This window comes from Sphingomonas sp. FG14 (assembly GCF_057809675.1).
This window is the reverse complement of sequence record NZ_JBMDKK010000020.1, coordinates 18187-37006: the sequence shown is the minus strand read 5'-3', so window position 1 is coordinate 37006 and position 18820 is coordinate 18187. Positions and strand designations below refer to the sequence as shown.

Here is an 18820-nt window from a genome sequence, read left to right as displayed (position 1 = left end):
CGGCGCGTCACATCTTGGCGCGCCGCCTCTGTCATGAGGGGATGATATCCATGATCATGATGCCGAGGCGCGCTGTGCGACGCCTGTTGCTCTCTATCGGTGCGACGCTTGCGAGCGCCTGGGCCGTGCCGGTGTCGGCCGGCCCGCTCACCTACGAGCAGGCAGTGAGGCTCGCTGCCGCCAACGCGCCAAGCCTCAAGGCGCGCGCGGCGGCGACAGCCGGCGCCCGCTCTTCGGCGGTCGCGGCCGATCGCCTGCCCGATCCGACGCTCGACCTGGGCCTGCAGAACTTCCCGGTGAGCGGCCCCAATGCCGGCAGCTTCACGCGCGACGATTTCACCATGGCGACGATCGGGTTCAGCCAGACCTTCCCCAATCTCGCCAAGCGCCATGCACGCGCCGCGCGCGCCGCGGCCGATATCGGTATCGCCGAGGCGGGCGAGCTGGTCGAAGGCCGCAACGTGCGGCTCGAGACCGCCCTCGCCTGGGTCGATCTCTATTATGGAGAACGCCGGCTCCGGCAGCTCGACCTGCTCGATGCCAGCCTCGACGACCTGCAGAAGACCGTGACCGCACGCCTGGCGTCGGGCAGCGCGCGCCCGAGCCAGGCGCTCGAGCCCGACCAGCTCCGCGCCGCCATCGCCGATCGCCGCGCCGAGATGGCTGCGGTGGTGGCGCAGGCGCGGGCCCGGCTCGCGCGCTATACCGGCGACCCCGACCCGCAGGCGACGGGCGACCCGCCGATGCTCGATGTCGATCCGATCCGGCTGCGGGCCGGGATCGATGCGCTTCCCGCCCTGCGCGCGCAGGACGCGCGGATCGCAGTCGCCGAAGCGGACGTGCGTCTCGCGCGCGCCGACAAGCGCCCCGACTGGAAGGTCGGCGTCACCTATGGCCGGCGCGATCCCATGTACGGCGACATGGCCTCGGTCGGCGTGTCGATCGACCTGCCGCTGTTCGCCGGCAAGCGCCAGAACCCCAGGATCGCTGCAAGCGAGAGCCTTGCGCAAGGGGGTCGGTTCGACCGCGAGGCGATCCGCCGCGAGCTGGTGGCGCAGCTCGACGCCGATCTCGCAGACCATGCCATGCATCTCTCCCGGTTGCGCAATGCCCGCGAGACGCTGGTGCCACTCGCCAGGCACCGCGCCGAGCTCGACCGCGACAGCTATGGCGCCGGCAAGCTCGACCTTGGCGCCGCGCTGCTCACGACGCTCGGGCTCGCGGAGGCCGAGGTCGAGGCGCTCAACCGCGAAGCCGACGTCGCGCGCGACGCGGTCCGCATCACTATCACCTATGGGGAGGAGCGGCCATGACGCTCGATAAATCCGCGCTGCGCTGGGGCGCATCGATCCTGGCTGTCGCGCTGCTGGCCGGCGGCACAGGCTATTGGGCTGGCCATCGCCAGGCACCGCAATCGGAGGCGACCACGCCCGCCGGGGCAGGCAAAGTCCTTTACTGGTACGATCCGATGTTCCCCAACCAGAAGTTCGACAAGCCCGGCAAGTCGCCCTTCATGGATATGCAGCTCGTGCCGCGATACGCGGACGGAGGAAGCGCCGGCGCGGCCCCCACGGTCGCCGTCGATCCCGCCGCGCGGCAGAGCCTGGGATTGCGGGTCGTCGCGGCGAAGATGGGCAGCCTTGCCTCGGCCCTCGAGGTCACCGGCACGATCGACTTCAACCAGCGCGACGTCGCCGTCATCCAGGCGCGTTCGGGCGGGTTCGTGAGCCGCGTCTATGCGCGAGCGCCCGGGGACGTGGTCCGCGCCGGCGCGCCGATCGCGGACCTGCTCCTGCCCGAATGGGGCGGCGCGCAGACCGAATATCTGAGCGTCAGGCGGCTCGGCAAGCCCGATCTCACCGCGGCCGCGCGCCAGCGGCTGCGGCTGATGGGCATGTCCGACGGCCTCATCGCCAGCGTCGAGCGGAGCGGTCGGCCGAACGGCGTGGTGACCATCACGACGCCGATCTCGGGCACGATCCAGACGCTCGACGCCCGTGCCGGCGTGACGCTCGCCATGGGCCAGACGCTCGCCCAGGTAAGCGGGCTCGGCACCGTCTGGCTCAATGCCGCGGTGCCCGAAGCGCGCGCGGGCGATGTCCGGGTCGGCCAGAATGCCAGCGCCACGCTGGCGAGCTTCCCCGGCGAGCGCTTCGCCGGCCGGGTGATCGCGATCCTGCCGACGACGCAGGCCGACAGCCGCACGCTCACCGTGCGGATCGAGCTGCCCAACCGGGACGGGCGGTTACGGCCGGGCATGTTCGCCAGCGTCGTGCTTGGCGGCGATGCCAAGCCGGCGCTGCTGGTGCCGAGCGAGGCGGTGATCCGCACGGGCAAGCGCACGCTCGTCATGCTCGCCGCAGGCGACGGGCGCTATCATCCCGCCGAGGTCCGCATCGGCCGCGAGGCGGGCGGTGAAACCGAGATCCTTGCCGGCCTGTCGCCCGGCGAGAAAGTCGTCGCCTCGGGGCAGTTCCTGATCGACTCCGAGGCGAGCCTGTCGGGAATCGAGGCGCGGCCGATCGGCGGCGGTGCGGCATCGGCGACCATCGCCGCGCCGAGGTCGAAAGCCACGCTGTACGAGACGACGGGCAAGATCGAGCGGCTCACGGCCAATGCGGTGACGCTCAGCCACGAACCGGTCCCCGCGCTCGACTGGCCCGCGATGACGATGACCTTCGCGCTCGCCGATCCGGGCATCGCGCGCGGCTTCAAGGCGGGCGACCGGGTTCGGTTCGGGTTCGACCGGCCCCCGGCGGGACCGACGCTGCGGCGTATGGCGAAGGTGGCGGGCCGATGATCGCCCATCTCATCCGCTGGTCGGTCAAGAACCGCTTCTTCGTTCTGATCGGCATGCTGGCGCTGGTCGGCGCGGGCCTCTGGGCGGTACGATCCACCCCGATCGACGCCCTCCCCGATCTGTCCGACGTGCAGGTCGTCATTCGTACCAGCTACCCGGGTCAGGCGCCGCAGATCGTCGAAAACCAGGTCACCTATCCGCTCACCACCACCATGCTGTCGGTGCCAGGCGCCAAGACGGTGCGCGGCTATTCCTTCTTCGGCGACAGCTTCGTCTATGTGATCTTCGAGGACGGCACCGATCTCTATTGGGCGCGCAGCCGCGTGCTCGAATATCTGAACCAGGTGCAGGGGCGCCTGCCGGCGAGCGCGCGCAGCGCGCTCGGGCCCGACGCGACCGGGGTTGGCTGGGTCTATGAATATGCGCTGGTCGACCGCACCGGCCGGCATGACCTGTCGCAGCTGCGCGGTCTGCAGGACTGGTTCCTGCGCTATGAGCTCAAGACCGTGACCGGCGTCGCCGAGGTCGCCAGCATCGGCGGCATGGTCAAGCAGTATCAGATACTGCTCGATCCGGTGAAGCTCGCGGCCTACGGGGTGACCCACGCCCAGGCGGTCGAGGCGATCCGGCAGGCCAATCAAGAAGCGGGCGGGTCGGTGCTCGAGCTGGCCGAAGCCGAATATATGGTGCGCGCCTCAGGCTATCTGAAGACGCTCGACGATTTCCGCGCGATCCCGCTGAAGACGGCGGCCGGCGGCGTGCCGATCCGCCTCGGCGACGTCGCCACGATCCAGATCGGCCCCGAGATGCGGCGCGGCATCGCCGAGCTGAACGGTGAAGGCGAGGTCGCAGGCGGGGTCGTGATCCTGCGCTCGGGCAAGAATGCGCGGGAGACGATCGCGGCGGTCAAGGACAAGCTCGCGGACCTCAAGAGGAGCCTGCCGCCGGGCGTCGAGGTGGTGACGGTCTATGACCGCTCGCAGCTGATCGACCGTGCTGTCGAGAACCTCACCCACAAGCTGGTCGAGGAGTTCGTCGTCGTGGCCCTGGTCTGTGCGCTCTTCCTCTGGCATGTCCGCTCGGCGCTCGTCGCGATCCTCACCCTTCCCTTGGGCGTGCTCGCCGCCTTCGTCGTGATGCGCTACCAGGGCGTCAACGCCAACATCATGTCGCTCGGCGGCATCGCCATCGCGATCGGTGCCATGGTCGATGCGGCCGTGGTCATGATCGAGAACGCCCACAAGAAGATCGAGCGCTGGGAGCAGGACCATCCGGGCACGCATCTCGACGGCGAGACGCGCTGGATCCTCGTCACCGAGGCGGCGGCCGAGGTCGGGCCGGCGCTGTTCTTCAGCCTGCTGATCATCACGCTGTCGTTCATCCCGGTGTTTACACTGGAGGCGCAGGAGGGCCGGCTGTTCGCGCCGCTCGCCTTCACCAAGACCTATGCGATGGCCGCCGCCGCGATCCTGTCGGTGACATTGGTGCCGATCCTGATGGGCTGGCTGATCCGGGGGCGGATCCCGCCTGAGCAGGCCAATCCGGTCAATCGCTGGCTGACCGATCTCTACCGGCCTGCGATCGACTGGACGATGAAGCGGCCCAAGACCGTGCTGCTGATCGCGGCTTTGGTGTTCGCGACCACGGCCTGGCCGCTCAGCCGGCTCGGCGGCGAATTCATGCCCAACCTCGACGAGGGCGACCTGCTCTACATGCCCTCGGCCCTGCCCGGTCTCTCGGCCGCCAAGGCGAGCGAACTGCTCCAGCAGACCGACCGGCTGATCAGGACGGTGCCCGAGGTCGAAAGCGTGTTCGGCAAGGCGGGGCGTGCCGAGACCGCGACCGACCCCGCCCCGCTCGAGATGTTCGAGACGACGATCCAGTTCAAGCCCCGCGACCAGTGGCGACCAGGCATGACGCCCGAGAAGCTGATCGACGAGCTCGATCGCCGGGTGAGGCTTCCGGGGCTCGCCAATATCTGGGTGCCGCCGATCCGCAACCGCATCGACATGCTCGCGACGGGCATCAAGAGCCCGATCGGGGTCAAGGTGTCGGGCAGTGATCTCGCCGAGCTCGACCGCATCGCCCATGATGTCGAGACCGTGGCCAGGACCGTGCCGGGCGTCAGCTCGGCGCTCGCCGAGCGGCTGACCGGCGGACGCTATGTCGATGTCAACATCGACCGCGCCGCCGCTGCGCGGTTCGGACTCAACATCGCCGACGTGCAGGCCATCGTCTCGGGCGCGATCGGCGGCGAGACGATCGGCGAGACGGTCGAGGGCCTCGCCCGCTATCCGATCAGCGTGCGCTATCCGCGCGAATTGCGCGACAGCCTCGACGGGCTGCGGGGGCTACCGATCCTGACGCCCGCGGGCCAGCAGATCACCCTCGGCACGGTCGCCAATGTCACGATCGCCGAAGGGCCGCCGATGCTCAAGACCGAGAATGCCCGGCCCTCGACCTGGGTCTATGTCGATGTGCGCGGGCGCGATCTCGCCTCGGTGGTTGGCGATCTGCAACGCGCGGTGGCGAGACAGGTTCGGCTCTCGCCGGGGGTCAGCATCGCCTATTCGGGCCAGTTCGAATATCTCGAGCGCGCGGTCGACCGCTTGAAGCTGGTCGTGCCCGCGACGCTGCTGATCATCTTCGTGCTGCTCTACCTCATCTTCGGCCGCTTCGACGAGGCTGCGCTGATCATGGGCACGCTGCCGTTCGCGCTGACCGGCGGCATCTGGACGCTCTATCTGCTGGGGTTCAACCAGTCGGTTGCCACCGGGGTCGGGTTCATCGCGCTCGCCGGCGTCTCCGCCGAGTTCGGGGTGGTGATGCTGATCTATCTCAAGAATGCGCTGGCCGAGCGCACGGCTAATCCGGACGCCGCCGAGGTGAAGGCCGCGGTGCGCGAAGGCGCGCTGCTGCGCGTCCGGCCCAAGGCGATGACGGTCGCGGTGATCCTCGCCGGCCTGCTGCCGATCCTGCTGGGATCGGGCGCGGGCTCGGAGGTGATGAGCCGGATCGCGGCGCCGATGATCGGCGGCATGCTGAGCGCGCCGCTGCTGTCGATGTTCGTCCTGCCCGCCGCCTATCTGCTGCTGCGCCGGCCGAAGACCGACCCCATCCATCAACCCGCTTCATCATGAAGGAGACGATTATGAGACATGCACGACTGACCCTCGCCCTCGGCCTTGCCGTCCTGACCGCCGCGTGCGGCAAGAAGGGCGAGACCCCGGTTACAACCGAAACCAACCAGGCGGCGCCTGCCGCGACCATGAGCGGCGACATGGGCAACATGTCGATGGCGCCTGACGCGAACGCCGCAATCAAGGCCAAGGGCCATGGCACCGTCACCGCGATCGACAAGACGGCGGGCACGATCACGCTCAACCACGGCCCGATCCCCGAAGCCAAGTGGCCGGCGATGACGATGGCGTTCAAGGCGGCGCCCGCGATCACCGATGCGGTCAAGGTCGGCGACAAGGTCGATTTCGACCTCTCGCTCAAGGGCAGCGATGGCGAGGTCACCGCGATCACAAAGCAATGATCCGCTAAGTTCGACCAAAAGAAGCTGGTTGCGTCGCCGCTCCGGGGCGGCGACGCCCCTGCCGGCCGTCTGCCTGGCCGTGCGCCCGGTCTACGGATGCGATCGGCAACGCCCAACGCCAGCCGCGTTTCCCTGCGCGATCACAGGCAGTTTGAGCAAGCTTCGCGGATCGCACATTGAACGTGCAAGCCGCCCTTGCCCGCGATAGCCTGAGCGGCAAGGAGCCAGTTCAGGATGACCGAGCCAGTATGACCTTGTTACCCACGACACATCATGATCTCTTGAGCGAGCTTGTCCGTCGTTGGCGAGACGATCCGGGCGCCACCTATCGCTCCTGGTTTCTTTGGGACGAACGCCTGAAAAACTTCCGCTCCATCCGTCGGGGGCTGCAGCAGGTGGTCGTGGAAATCGAAAGTGGGCGGTTCGGCGTCGCCTATCGCGGCTCGTCACTGGAAACGGTTGTCCACTCGATCGCCGAACAGCGGCAGATCTTCAAGGGCGCCGACCATGCCTGGCTGTGGAAGCCCAAGCTGCGCATTCCCGACATTTACGAAAGCCCGGACAATCAGCGGGCGTTCGGTCGCCTGCTCGACAATTGCTCGTGCTGCGATACCGCCGAGGAGATCATCAGCCACATCCGCAGCATAGACGCGCTCAAGATCAAGGGGCTGGGGCCGGCGGCGGCCAACCTGCTCTATTTCCTTCACCCGACGCTGGTGCCGCCCTTCAATACCGCGATCGTCAAGGGCTACAATGCCGTCACCGGCGCCAAGGTGAAGCTCGGGTCATGGGATCATTTTCTCGCCATGCGCGCCGGCATCCTCGACCTCAACGACCGTTACCGCGAGTTGCTCTCCAACGATCTCGGCGCGATCGGCGGACTGTTGTTCGACATTGGCTCGGGCCGCTATCCCGCGCCACCGCTGGAGGATGACGCAACGGCGGCCGACGACTGGCTCGGCAGATTGGAACATGCCAGAGCGGAGGCAAGCCGGCTCGACAAGACAGCCGCCGCGCAGGGCGAAACCGATCGCACGCACGCCGAAATCCAGGCCTGGCTGCGCGACCTCGGCCATGCCCTCGGTTACGATGTGTGGATCGCCGCCAATGACCGCGGTCGACTTCACGCTGGCTGCCCGCTTGGACAGGGATGCCTCGAGCGCCTTCCAGACGCCATTGCGACCTCTCCCGGAGCGGACTCGATCCGCCTCATCGACGTGTTGTGGCTGGCGAAGGGTGGCGACGGCGTCGCCGCCGCGTTCGAGGTTGAACATTCGACCTCGATCTACTCGGGGATCGTGCGCATGCTCGATCTGGCGCTGTCGGGGAGCGATCTGCACGCTGCCGCCGGGCTATTCCTGGTCGCACCGAATGCGCGCGAGCAGGACGTTCGCGCGCAACTCCGTCGCCCGGCTTTCAGCCGTATTGCCGATCTCGACTTCGCCTATCTGCCCTATGGCGAGCTGGAGAGAAACAGGGACGCGATCGCTCGTTTTGGAACGGGATTGAAGGCCATCAAGGCGATCTCAAGCCCCCTTCCCTGAAAGGGGGCGTTTGCGGGAGGGGGCGGAATCCTACGCCAAGCTCGCCCAGATAGCCGGCGCGAGATCTTACTTGTTGCTGCCTTCTACGGTCGCGCCAGAAAGGCGACGGCTCAGTTCTATCCGGCGATGGCTACGCATTTTGAAGGTGTCTGGCCCAACGCGCCGATACTCAATGAAGCCGAGAGAACGCCAAAATCGCTCTGCCGCTTCATTCGCTTCCAGCACGGCCAACCGAATCTCTGTGGCACCTCTCGCAGCGGCCCAGCTTTCGACCGTCGAGTAAATTGAGCGTCCGACGCCACGACCACGCTGTGCGGCATCTACGATCATGAAGCCGAGATACCATGTGCCATCACGCGGATAATCGCGGAGGATGGCCGCGATTGCATATAGGCCGCCAGGCCCCTTCCATCCCAGGACAGCTTGATTGTGGGCGCTCTTTTCGGGCGGCACATCGGAGAAAAGCTCGCGAGCATCGTCCAGCGTGGGCGCGGCCCCGTCCTGCAACAGGAAATAGTCGCTGCAACGGTTGTACAGGTCTGCAACGTCTGCGGCGTCCGCTTGGGTAAGTTTGATCGGGGCTCCCGTCATCATCATCGCGTTTTGGCAGCAAGCACGCGCTGACCGTAATCCCGGAGTTCCCCGTTGGGACCGACATAGCGGTAGAGAGTGACGCGCTCGATCCCGAGTTCCTTGCAGAGGTCGGAAACGGACGTGTCGCGTTGGGCCATAGCAGCCTGAGCGAGCCGCACCTGGGCCTTGGAGAGGGCGAACTTGCGGCCACCCTTGCGTCCCCGCGCGCGGGCAGCGGCCAGGCCAGCCATGGTGCGCTCGCGGATCATATCCCGCTCAAACTCCGCCAGTGTGGCAAAAATGCCGAACACCATCCGGCCCGATGGCGTCGTGGTGTCGATCTGCGCGCCCTTGCCGGTGAGCACCCGCAGACCGATACCGCGATCCGACAGATTCTGCACCGTGCTGACCAGGTGGGTGAGCGTTCGGCCGAGCCGGTCGAGCTTCCAAACGATGAGGACATCGCCGTCGCGCAACGATTTCAGGCAGGCGGCAAGACCGGGGCGATCATCACGGCTACCGGATGCACGATCATCATAGATATTGCCTGGCTCGACACCGGCAGCGCGAAGGGCATCGTGCTGCAGGTCGAGCGACTGCGAGCCGTCGGCTTTGGACACGCGGGCGTAGCCGATCAGCATGGATCACAAACGAAGGTTTGAGGCGGTGACGAACATGAGCACATAAGATTGGGCTATTGTGTATCTTAACCAGCATCTCAATCAAGCTATCTCAAACCGTAGCTCGGAAAGAATAAGGAGCATGTATGCCGCGTCGCGTGACCCTGACCGATCGACAGCGCGAGGCGCTGCTTCACTTGCCGGTCGATCAAGGTGAGCTGCTGCGGCACTATACCCTCAGCGATGAGGATCTCGGGCATATCCGCCAGCGCCGGCGCGCCCACAATCGTTTTGGCTTCGCGCTGCAACTGTGCGTCCTGCGCTACCCGGGCCGGGTGCTCGCTCCTGGCGAGTTGATCCCGGCGCAGGTATCGGATTTCATCGCGGCCCAGCTCGGCCTGACCAGCGACGATCTACTCCTCTATGCCGCGCGCGAGGAGACCCGGCACGAGCATCTGGCGGACCTTCGCCGAATCTACGGCTATCGCTCCTTTTCGGGGCGGGGCGCACGGGATTTGCGCGAATGGATCGCTCGGGAAGCCGAGGCGGCGACATCGAATGAGGATCTTGCCCGTCGCTTCGTTGCGGAGTGTCGCCGCACCCGCACGATCCTTCCCGGCTCCTCGACGATCGAGCGCCTTTGCGCCGATGCGCTGGTTGAGGCCGAGCGCCGGATCGAGGATCTTATCGCCCATCGCATCACGCCAACCCTGAGCGAGAATTTGGCTCACCTGTTGGAGGATACGGTGGATGGTCGCGTCACGCGCTTCGTATGGCTGCGACAGTTCGAGGTTGGCGCAAATTCAGCAGCCGCTAACCGGCTGATGGATCGACTGGAATATCTTCAAAGGTTCGATCTTCCGGCGGATTTGCTGGACGGCGTGCCGGCGCATCGTGTGACCCGGCTTCGCCGGCAGGGCGAGCGCTATTACGCCGACGGCATGCGTGATCTGCCCGAAGACAGGCGGCTTGCGATCCTCGCTGTCTGCACCCTGGAATGGCGGTCATCGCTGGCCGATGTCATCGTGGAGACCCACGATCGCATCGTAGGCCGTCTCTATCGGGCCTCCGAACGCCTTTGCAACACCAGGATCGCCGACGAAAAGGCGGCCGTTCGGGACACGCTGAAGTCCTTTGCCGAAATCGGTGGTGCTTTGCTTGGAGCGCAGGACGATGGCACGGCCCTGGACGGGATAATCGCCACCGGGCCTGGCTGGGAACGGTTCAGAACCCTTGTCGCCACGGCCTCCGCGCTGACCAACGTGCTCGCGGCCGACCCGCTCAGCCGTGTGCTGGACGGCTATCACCGTTTCCGCCTCTACGCGCCCAGGATGCTGCGCCTGCTCGACATGCAGGCGGCGCCGATCGCCACGCCTCTTCTGACGGCCGTTGCGATGCTGCGTAACGGGATCAAGGTCGATCCGCCGGTGGATTTTCTACGTCCCAACTCGAAATGGCATCGTCATCTTCGCGCTGAGCCCAGCGGCGACCACCGGCTTTGGGAAATCGCGGTGCTGTTCCACATCCGCGACGCCTTCCGGTCCGGTGACATATGGTTGGCGGGATCGCGCCGCTATGGCGACCTCAAGCAGCTTCTGGTCCCGCCACAGGCGATAGAGCAGACCGCGCGGCTCGCCGTGCCGCTGCGACCCGGCGAATGGCTGGCCGAGCGCAGGGCTCGACTGGATACACGGCTGAAGGAGTTTGGCCGCGCGGCGCGAACCGGCACGATCCCAGGCGGCATCATCGAGAACGGCAAGCTGCACATCGACAAGCTGAGGGCCGACACGCCCGAAGGGGCCGAGGATCTCGTGCTCGATCTCTATCAACAGCTCCCGCCCGCGAGGATCACCGATCTGTTGCTGGAAGTCGATGAGCGAACCGGATTTTCCGAGGCGTTCACGCATCTGCGCACCGGCGCGCCCTGCAGCGACCGGATCGGCCTGATGAACGTGTTGCTGGCGGAAGGCGTCAATCTCGGTTTGCGCAAGATGGCGGCGGCGACCAACACGCACAGCTTCTGGGAATTGCTGCGGATCGCGCGCTGGCATGTCGAAGGCAGCGCCTATGATCGGGCGCTCGCCATGATCGTGGAGGCCCACGCCGCCCTGCCCATGGCCGCCTTCTGGGGACAAGGGCAATCGGCATCCAGCGACGGGCAGTTCTTCCTTGCTACCGAGCAGGGCGAGGCGATGAATCTGATCAACGCGAAATATGGCAACGTCCCGGGCCTCAAGGGATACAGCCATGTGTCCGATCAATATGCGCCGTTCGCAACCCAGGTGATCCCGGCAACGGTCAGCGAGGCTCCCTATATCCTGGACGGGCTGCTCATGAATGACGCGGGCCGCCGCGTTCGCCAGCATTTTGCCGACACGGGCGGCTTCACCGATCATGTGTTCGCCGCCTGCGCCTTGCTGGCGTCACCTCAAGCTTTGTACGCTGAACAACGATTTTCCGGACATAATGTGAACATTGGTGTCAGGCAGCGGCGCGAAGGTACTGGTAGAGGGTTTCGCGGCTGATGCCCATGTCGCGCGCGATGGTCGCCTTGCGTTCACCGGCGGCAACGCGGCGGTGCAGATCGGCAATCATCTCATCCGAGAGCGACCGTTTCCGCCCCCGATAGGCGCCGCGCTGCCGAGCGATCGCAATGCCTTCGCGTTGCCGTTCGCGGATCAGGGCGCGCTCGAACTCAGCAAACGCACCCATGACCGAGAGCATCAGATTGGCCATCGGGGAGTCCTCCCCCGAGAAGGACAGGCTTTCCTTCTCAAACTCGATCCGGATACCTCGCTTGGTGAGGCCCTGGACCAGCTTGCGCAGGTCATCCAGATTGCGGGCCAACCGATCCATGCTGTGGACGACGACGGTATCGCCTTCGCGGGCGAAAGTGAGCAGAGCCTCAAGCTGGGGGCGGTTGACGTCCTTGCCCGATGCCTTGTCGGTGAAGGTCCGATCGAGCGACTGACCTTCCAATTGGCGATCCACATTCTGATCGAACGTGCTGACCCGGACATAGCCGATCCGTTGCCCCTTCACTGCGCACTCTCTCCATCAAAATGTCAGGTTGAAATCTATGATACGCAACGACATTCGTCAACAAATTCCGTTTAGTACCCTAATCTGACAGAAACCGCGGTAGCGCCCTGACGTCCGGTTAGGCTATACTCCAAGCTGACATCACAAAATCAAATCCCTCAAAGATGGCGTCAATTGCCTTGATGGGGTAAAAACTGGAGTGCTTCCAGGATGGGACATTCGGCAACGTCATCTCCAGTGCATCTGGCTAACGTGGTCGCCAGCGTCACCTCTATCTTCTGCAAATCTGCAATGCGGCGGCGGACATCTTCAAGGTGGAGTTCGGTTCTCGCCATAACCTCCGCGCAGGTTTGTGCACCGGTATCGGTGAGCGACAACAATGACCGTATCTCATCCATTGCATAGCCAAGGTCGCGCGCGCGCAGGATGAACTGCAACCTTTGCACCAGTTCCGGCGAATAGACGCGGTAGCCGTTGGAACTGCGAGGCGGCCCCGGCAGCAATCCCACCTTCTCGTAATAGCGGATGGTTTCGAGATTGCAGCCTGTTTTCCGGGCAAGCTGGGCACGCAAGATGCCGACCTGTTGCTCCATGAAAATACCTCTTGAGTCTGTAGTGGCTACAGAGCCTACACTGCGAATCACTCAGTTGGAACAAGGGATTCAAGCCATGGTCTCAACGCCGGAAGCGGGACAGCCAGCCCTCACCGAAAACCACGAGCCGAAGCAGGCAAACTGGGTTGCGGCGGGCGCATTGATCGGCGCGGGGCTCGCCTCGGCTTGCTGCGTCGTCCCGCTACTGTTGGTTATGCTCGGAATTTCCGGCGCGTGGATCGCCAACCTGACGGCGCTCGAACCTTACAAGCCCTATGTCGCAGGCGTAACGCTCGCGCTGCTCGGCTACGGCTTCTGGCATGTCTATTTCAAGCCGAAACCGCCCTGTGAAGACGGTTCCTACTGCGCTCGTCCACAATCGGCTTGGACCACCAAGGCGGTGCTGTGGCTGGGCCTTGCCGTCGCCATCCTGGCGCTCACCATCGACTGGTGGGCACCCTGGTTCTATTGAAAGGAAATACCCATGAAAAAGACAGTATGTATCGCTATGGCCGTGCTGGCTATGGCTGGCGGCGGGGTCGCCTATGCAGTTAGTGGCACGGCGCAAGATCGCCCCGCGGCTACCGCAACCGCTCAGAAGCAAACCACCTTTGCCATAGAGAACATGACCTGCGCCACCTGCCCGATCACCGTGAAGAAGGCGATGGAAGGCGTCGCCGGGGTAACGGCGGTCACGGTCGATTTCGCAGCCAAGACCGCGCGCGCAACCTATAACCCGCGCCGCACCAATGCTGCTGCGATTGCCGCTGCATCAACCAACGCGGGTTATCCGGCGCGCGCTATTCAAAACTGAGCGGGGCGCCGCCAGCGCCTCAAGAAAGCGATAAGCAATGAACGACTGTTGCAACCGCCCCGGGCAGGAAGGATTTGACGTGGCCGTCATCGGCGCGGGTTCTGCCGGGTTCTCCGCCGCGATCGCCGCTGCCGATCTGGGCGCGAAAGTGGCGCTCGTCGGTCACGGCACGATTGGCGGCACCTGTGTCAATGTTGGCTGCGTTCCTTCCAAGACGCTGATCCGCGCCGCCGAAGCGGTGCATGGTGGGCTTGCCGCCGCGCGCTTTCCCGGCCTTGGGGGCGCTGTCCAGATGGATGACTGGTCCGTATTGGCGGCGTCGAAGGACGATCTTGTCACGACGCTGCGCCAAAAAAAATATGTCGATCTGCTGCCCGCCTATGACGGTGTGAGCTATATCGAGGGCAAGGCACGCTTTGCCGATGGTGCGCTGATTGTCGGCGATGCGCCCATGAAGGTCGGCAAGGTCATATTGGCGATGGGTGCGCACGCCGCCGTGCCGCCGATTCCGGGGATGGACAGCGTGCCCTACCTAACCAGCACATCGGCGCTGGCGCTGGATCGCTTGCCCAAATCGCTGCTGGTGATCGGTGGCGGGGTGATCGGGGTAGAACTGGGACAGATGTTTTCGCGTCTGGGCGTTGATGTCACCATCTGCTGCCGAAGCCGCCTGCTCCCCGAAATGGACCCGGAAGTGAGTGCCGCGCTGAAAAACTATTTGGAAGCCGAGGGCGTGCGGGTTTGCGCAGGTGTCGGCTATCAGCGTATCGCCCAAACACAGAGCGGGGTCGAATTGACCTGCGAGGGGCATTGTGACACCGTCGCGGCGGAACAGGTGCTCATCGCCACCGGACGCCGACCCAATAGCGACGGGCTTGGGCTGGAGGAGCGCGGCATAGTGCTTGCCCGTAATGGTGGAATCGTCGTCGATGACCACCTCGAAACGTCGGTTCCAGGCATTTACGCGGCGGGCGATGTAACGGGACGGGACCAGTTCGTCTACATGGCCGCCTATGGCGCAAAACTGGCCGCGCGCAACGCGGTGACGGGCAACCAATACCGCTACGACAATTCCTCCATGCCATCCGTCGTCTTCACCGACCCGCAAGTCGCCAGCGCCGGCCTCACTGAAACGACAGCACGGGCGCAAGGCCTGGACATCAAGGTTTCGCTGCTCCCGCTCGATGCTGTGCCAAGGGCACTGGCAGCACGCGATACGCGGGGTCTCATCAAACTGATTGCCGACAAGGCGAACGACCGTTTGCTGGGCGGCCAGATCATGGCACCCGAAGGCGCGGATTCGATCCAGACACTGGTGCTGGCGATCAAACACGGCATGACCACCCTGGAATTGGGTGCAACGATATTTCCTTACCTGACCACTGTGGAAGGCCTCAAACTGGCGGCCCAAACGTTTGATAAGGATGTCGCCAAACTGTCTTGCTGCGCCGGGTGATTGCTCGGGGATCAACCGGCAACGAATGGCCTCCCTCCAGTGCAAGCCGCTTTGGTGTCAATTTTGTTATTCGCCTCAGCGGGAGAGCAAAATGGCACGACGCCGACTTCTGACCGGAGACGAGCGCCGGCGCCTGTTCGATCCTCCTGTCCAAGAAACCGCGATCATTGGGCATTATACCCTTTCTGCGGAAGATGTTGAATTGGTTGGGCGCCGCTATGGTCCAGCAAATCGCCTCGGTCTGGCTGCACAAATCGCTTTGATGCGACATCCCGGCTTTGGTCTGCAACCCGAGATCGGGCTTCCCGACGTCATTCTTCAGTACCTCGCGGCACAGTTATTCGTCGATCCTTCCTCCTTCTCTGCATATGGTCAGCGCGCGCAAACCCGTACCGATCATGCCGATCTCGTGGCGCGTTATCTTGGCATACGCCCGTTTCGACGCGGCGACCTGGCACTTGCCCTGAATCTTGCCGCGCAAGCCGCCGAGTATACAGACAGAGGTGAACCGATTGTTCGCGCCCTCATGGTTGGCCTGAAGGGTGAGCGGTTCATTCTTCCGTCAGGCGACACACTGGAACGCGCCGGTCTTGCTGGCCGGGCACGCGCACGCAAAGCTGCCGCAGCCGCAATCGTCGAAGGCCTCAGCTCTGCTGAACTGACACGGCTAGACGAACTCGTAATCAACAACCCGGATTTCGGCATGACACCGCTGGCGTGGTTGCGTAATTTCGAAGAAGCCCCGACTGCGGCCAATATCAATGGCTTGCTTGAGCGCCTGCGCTATGTTCGCGGCATAGGTATCCACCCGGTAGTTGGGGGCGCCATTCCGGAATTCCGCTTTGCCCAATTTGTCCGCGAGGGCGGCGTGGCACCGGCATTCCTGCTTTCGGATTACAGCGTCAATCGCAGGCGGGCGACGTTGACGGCCGCAGTGATCGACCTTGAGGCCAGACTTGCCGATGCCGCGATCCAAATGTTTGACCGACTTATCGGCGGCATGTTCACGCGCGCGCGGCGTGGGCGCGAGCGTCGCTACCAAGATAGTATTCAGTCGGTGGGGCAACTCATGCGGCTGTTTGGCGCCACGATTACAGCACTTGATGAGGCTGTCCAGAATGGCGGCGATCCGCTCGAATTGATTGACGAAGCGGTGGGCTGGCACCGGCTTGTTGCGGCAAAGGCCCAAGTAGATGCCCTTGCTGATCTTGCCGGCGAGGACGCACTGGTAACGGCAACCGAGCGTTACGCCACGCTACGGCGTTTCAGCCCGGCATTTCTGGACGCCTTCACCTTCAAGGCGTCTGGAACAGGGACGGCACTGATCAAAGCCATCGATGTCATTCGCGATGCGAACACACGAAAGTCGCGCGACCTTCCCGATGGCGTTCCACTGCCATTCCCCAATCGGCAGTGGAAGCGTCTCATCACCGAAAGCGGCCGTATCGACCGCCGACGTTATGAAATTGCGATCATGGCAACCTTGCGTGATCGTTTGCGCGCCGGTGATGTATGGATCGAGGGAACCCGCAACTATCAGCGCTTCGATGCCTATTTGCTGGGTCGGCGCGACGCCGCCAAAGTGGCGGATGTGCTTCCGTTCGATTCAAATGCTGCATCCTACCTCGCTGACCGGGCACGAAATCTTGACTGGCGGCTGCGCCGATTTGCCAAGCAGTTGAAAACAAACAAGCTTGAGGGAGTGTCGCTCGAACGAGACCGGCTCAAGCTTCAGCAAATGCCGCCTGTCACCCCACCGGAAGCTGAAGCCCTCGATCGCAAGCTCGATACCCTGCTTCCCCGCGTGCGCATCACCGAGCTGCTGCTTGAAGTCGCCGAACGCACTGGTTTTTTGAACGCATTCCGTGACCTGCGCTCAGGCAAGGAGCACGACAACCCCAGCACGGTACTCGCCGCAATTCTGGCTGATGGCACCAACCTCGGGCTGGAGCGGATGGCCAATGCCAGCGAAGGCGTCAGCTATGCCCAACTCGCATGGACCCACAACTGGTATCTTTCACCCGAGAACTATCAGGCCGCGCTGGCCATGATCATCTCAGCCCATCACGAATTACCCTTCGCGCGGCATTGGGGCGCTGGCACCAGTTCGTCGTCCGATGGCCAGTTCTTCCGGTCGGGGCGGAGCCGTTCAGGGGCGGCGGACGTCAATGCCAAATATGGCGCCGAACCTGGCGTGAAAATCTATTCTCACCTTTCCGATCACTTCGCATCATTCGGATCACGGATCATGTCCGCGACGGCAGGTGAAGCGCCTTACGTGCTCGACGGGCTTGTCCTGGGCGCCGGCAACCTTCCGTTGCATGAGCACTATACCGATACCGGCGGCGCCACCGATCATGTTTTCGCACTCTGCCACCTACTCGGGTTCCGCTTCGCGCCACGGCTGCGCGATATTGGCGACCGCAAGCTGGGTTCGATCGCTGCGCCATCGACATACAAGGGCATCGAAAATCTGATGGGCCGCACCATCAAAACGGCAGCGATCGAGGCCGATTGGGATGACATCGTCAGGATTGTCGCCTCAATCAAGGATGGCACGGTGGCGCCGTCAGTAATCTTGCGAAAACTTGCCGCCTACAAACGCCAGAACAGGCTGGATTTTGCATTGGCTGAACTGGGCCGTATCGAGCGCACTTTGTTCACGCTCGATTGGCTTGAACAACCGGAACTGCGACGTGCCTGTCAGGCCGGTCTCAACAAAGGCGAGGCGAGGCACACGCTTGCCGCCGCCATCTATACCAACCGGCAGGGTCGGTTCACCGATCGCTCGCTGGAAAATCAGGAATTTCGCGCATCTGGGCTGAACCTGCTGATTGCGGCGATTTCCTACTGGAACACGGTCTATCTCGACCGGGCCGCCCAGCACCTCAACGCTGTCGGCACGACGTTCGATGCGGCACTGCTTGCGCACCTTTCTCCGATGGGCTGGGCGCACATCAGTCTGACCGGCGATTACCTCTGGGAGCAGGCCAGGCGACTTCCAGCAGGTGAATTCCACCCACTCAACGAGCCAATGGCGCGGTTGAAGCGTGTAGCGTAGCCCATGTTCCGCTTATGTCCGAGAAATCGTTGTCTGGCGAACAAACCTTGAGGTGACGCCTTGCTCGGCTACAGGTTCGCCCCCCGTATCCGCGATCTCCCTCAGAAAAGACTCTATGCCTTCACGCCCAACGCGACGCCGGCCAATGTGCGAGCGCTGGTCGGAGGTAAGATCAATGAACCGCTCATCGAGCGCAACTGGCCCGACATCCTGCGCATCATGGCGACGATCGCAGCGGGGATCGTCGCCCCCAGCCAGATTCTTCGCAAGCTCGCCTCTTACCCGCGCCAGAATGAGCTGGCCCTCGCATTGCGAGAGGTGGGCCGCATCGAGCGAACCCTGTTCATGATCGACTGGATTCTTGATGCCGGCCTCCAGCGCCAGGCTCAGATCGGCCTCAACAAGGGTGAGGCCCACCACGCCCTAAAGCGCGCCATCAGCTTCCACCGCCGAGGTGAAATCCGGGATCGATCCGGCGAAGGCCAGCACTATCGCATCGCCGGAATGAACCTGCTCGCCGCCATCATCATATTCTGGAACACCATGAAGCTCGGCGAGGTCGTCAATACCCGGGCCGCCAGCGGTACCCATATCGCGCCTGATCTACTCGCCCACGTCTCGCCGTTGGGATAGGAACACATCAATCTAACCGGGGAATATCGCTGGCCCAAATCCTTAGCGTAGGATTCCGCCCCCTCCCGCAAACGCCCCCTACGATTGAGAAGCGCGGCGGAATCTCTTAGATTGATCGCTGGAGGCTTTGTTCGCGGAGACGC

Annotated in this window: 13 protein-coding genes and 2 pseudogenes; 11 read left to right on the top strand and 4 right to left on the bottom strand. The window is 63.9% G+C overall.

The genetic code is table 11. The features are described from left to right. Positions 1-50: 50 nt before the first annotated feature. The 5 genes from ACODTA_RS26530 (at position 51) to ACODTA_RS26510 (ending at position 7885) form a co-directional block, all read left to right on the top strand. Entirely contained in the window at positions 51-1313 is a 1263-nt protein-coding gene (locus ACODTA_RS26530; protein WP_013039107.1) for a TolC family protein, read from the top strand. Continuing rightward, complete coding sequence (locus tag ACODTA_RS26525) at positions 1310-2800, top strand: efflux RND transporter periplasmic adaptor subunit (RefSeq protein ID WP_021243085.1); 1491 nt, start codon at positions 1310-1312, stop codon at positions 2798-2800. The genes ACODTA_RS26530 and ACODTA_RS26525 overlap by 4 nt, the downstream gene beginning before the upstream one ends. Beyond that, positions 2797-5940 (top strand): efflux RND transporter permease subunit, encoded by a 3144-nt coding sequence (locus ACODTA_RS26520; RefSeq protein ID WP_066969660.1) that lies wholly within the window; start codon positions 2797-2799, stop codon positions 5938-5940. The genes ACODTA_RS26525 and ACODTA_RS26520 overlap by 4 nt, the downstream gene beginning before the upstream one ends. Further along, complete coding sequence (locus tag ACODTA_RS26515) at positions 5937-6341, top strand: copper-binding protein (protein WP_037462736.1); 405 nt, start codon at positions 5937-5939, stop codon at positions 6339-6341. The genes ACODTA_RS26520 and ACODTA_RS26515 overlap by 4 nt, the downstream gene beginning before the upstream one ends. Before the next feature lie 281 nt (positions 6342-6622). Continuing rightward, the gene (locus tag ACODTA_RS26510) at positions 6623-7885 is read left to right on the top strand and encodes a type II restriction endonuclease (protein ID WP_439959212.1); all 1263 of its coding nucleotides are present in this window, start codon (positions 6623-6625) and stop codon (positions 7883-7885) included. A 66-nt stretch (positions 7886-7951) separates the two neighbouring features. Here the strand turns inward: ACODTA_RS26510 and ACODTA_RS26505 are convergent, their stop codons facing one another. After that, positions 7952-8482, bottom strand: coding sequence for a GNAT family N-acetyltransferase (locus ACODTA_RS26505; RefSeq protein WP_007686150.1), 531 nt, complete (start codon positions 8480-8482; stop codon positions 7952-7954). Next, positions 8479-9099: a recombinase family protein gene (locus ACODTA_RS26500; RefSeq protein ID WP_008832583.1), complete on the bottom strand. Its 621-nt coding sequence runs from the start codon at positions 9097-9099 to the stop codon at positions 8479-8481. The genes ACODTA_RS26505 and ACODTA_RS26500 overlap by 4 nt, the downstream gene beginning before the upstream one ends. Before the next feature lie 125 nt (positions 9100-9224). Between ACODTA_RS26500 and ACODTA_RS26495 the strand changes: the two are divergent. Beyond that, positions 9225-11498 (top strand): annotated as a pseudogene (locus ACODTA_RS26495) (Tn3 family transposase); the annotation flags it as partial. A gap of 61 nt (positions 11499-11559) precedes the next feature. On the opposite strand, the gene ACODTA_RS26490 reads toward ACODTA_RS26495, so the two are convergent. Next, entirely contained in the window at positions 11560-12120 is a 561-nt protein-coding gene (locus ACODTA_RS26490) for a recombinase family protein (protein ID WP_004213255.1), read from the bottom strand. Positions 12121-12290: 170 nt separating this feature from the next. Further along, positions 12291-12713, bottom strand: a complete 423-nt coding sequence (locus tag ACODTA_RS26485; RefSeq protein WP_014072603.1) for a MerR family transcriptional regulator — start codon at positions 12711-12713, stop codon at positions 12291-12293. 76 nt (positions 12714-12789) lie between these two features. Between ACODTA_RS26485 and ACODTA_RS26480 the strand changes: the two genes are divergently transcribed. The 5 genes and pseudogenes from ACODTA_RS26480 to ACODTA_RS26460 form a co-directional block, all read left to right on the top strand. Then, positions 12790-13185 carry a mercuric transporter MerT family protein gene (locus ACODTA_RS26480; RefSeq protein ID WP_014072602.1) on the top strand — a complete coding sequence of 132 codons (396 nt, stop codon included), beginning with the start codon at positions 12790-12792 and terminating at the stop codon, positions 13183-13185. 12 nt (positions 13186-13197) lie between these two features. Continuing rightward, entirely contained in the window at positions 13198-13527 is a 330-nt protein-coding gene (locus ACODTA_RS26475) for a heavy-metal-associated domain-containing protein (RefSeq protein ID WP_004213249.1), read from the top strand. 79 nt (positions 13528-13606) lie between these two features. Further along, positions 13607-14983: a mercury(II) reductase gene (merA, locus tag ACODTA_RS26470; RefSeq protein WP_021222959.1), complete on the top strand. Its 1377-nt coding sequence runs from the start codon at positions 13607-13609 to the stop codon at positions 14981-14983. 91 nt (positions 14984-15074) lie between these two features. Then, positions 15075-18044, top strand: coding sequence for a Tn3 family transposase (locus ACODTA_RS26465; RefSeq protein WP_014072601.1), 2970 nt, complete (start codon positions 15075-15077; stop codon positions 18042-18044). A 57-nt stretch (positions 18045-18101) separates the two neighbouring features. After that, a pseudogene (locus tag ACODTA_RS26460) lies at positions 18102-18677 on the top strand (Tn3 family transposase); the annotation flags it as partial. Positions 18678-18820: the final 143 nt, after the last annotated feature.

Coding starts and splice junctions, on each gene's coding strand:
- ACODTA_RS26530 (WP_013039107.1), top strand. CDS start 51: ATGATCATGATGCCGAGGCGCGCTGTGCGACGCCTGTTGCTCTCTATC.
- ACODTA_RS26525 (WP_021243085.1), top strand. CDS start 1,310: ATGACGCTCGATAAATCCGCGCTGCGCTGGGGCGCATCGATCCTGGCT.
- ACODTA_RS26520 (WP_066969660.1), top strand. CDS start 2,797: ATGATCGCCCATCTCATCCGCTGGTCGGTCAAGAACCGCTTCTTCGTT.
- ACODTA_RS26515 (WP_037462736.1), top strand. CDS start 5,937: ATGAAGGAGACGATTATGAGACATGCACGACTGACCCTCGCCCTCGGC.
- ACODTA_RS26505 (WP_007686150.1), bottom strand. CDS start 8,482: ATGATGATGACGGGAGCCCCGATCAAACTTACCCAAGCGGACGCCGCA.
- ACODTA_RS26500 (WP_008832583.1), bottom strand. CDS start 9,099: ATGCTGATCGGCTACGCCCGCGTGTCCAAAGCCGACGGCTCGCAGTCG.
- ACODTA_RS26485 (WP_014072603.1), bottom strand. CDS start 12,713: ATGGAGCAACAGGTCGGCATCTTGCGTGCCCAGCTTGCCCGGAAAACA.
- ACODTA_RS26480 (WP_014072602.1), top strand. CDS start 12,790: ATGGTCTCAACGCCGGAAGCGGGACAGCCAGCCCTCACCGAAAACCAC.
- ACODTA_RS26475 (WP_004213249.1), top strand. CDS start 13,198: ATGAAAAAGACAGTATGTATCGCTATGGCCGTGCTGGCTATGGCTGGC.
- ACODTA_RS26465 (WP_014072601.1), top strand. CDS start 15,075: ATGGCACGACGCCGACTTCTGACCGGAGACGAGCGCCGGCGCCTGTTC.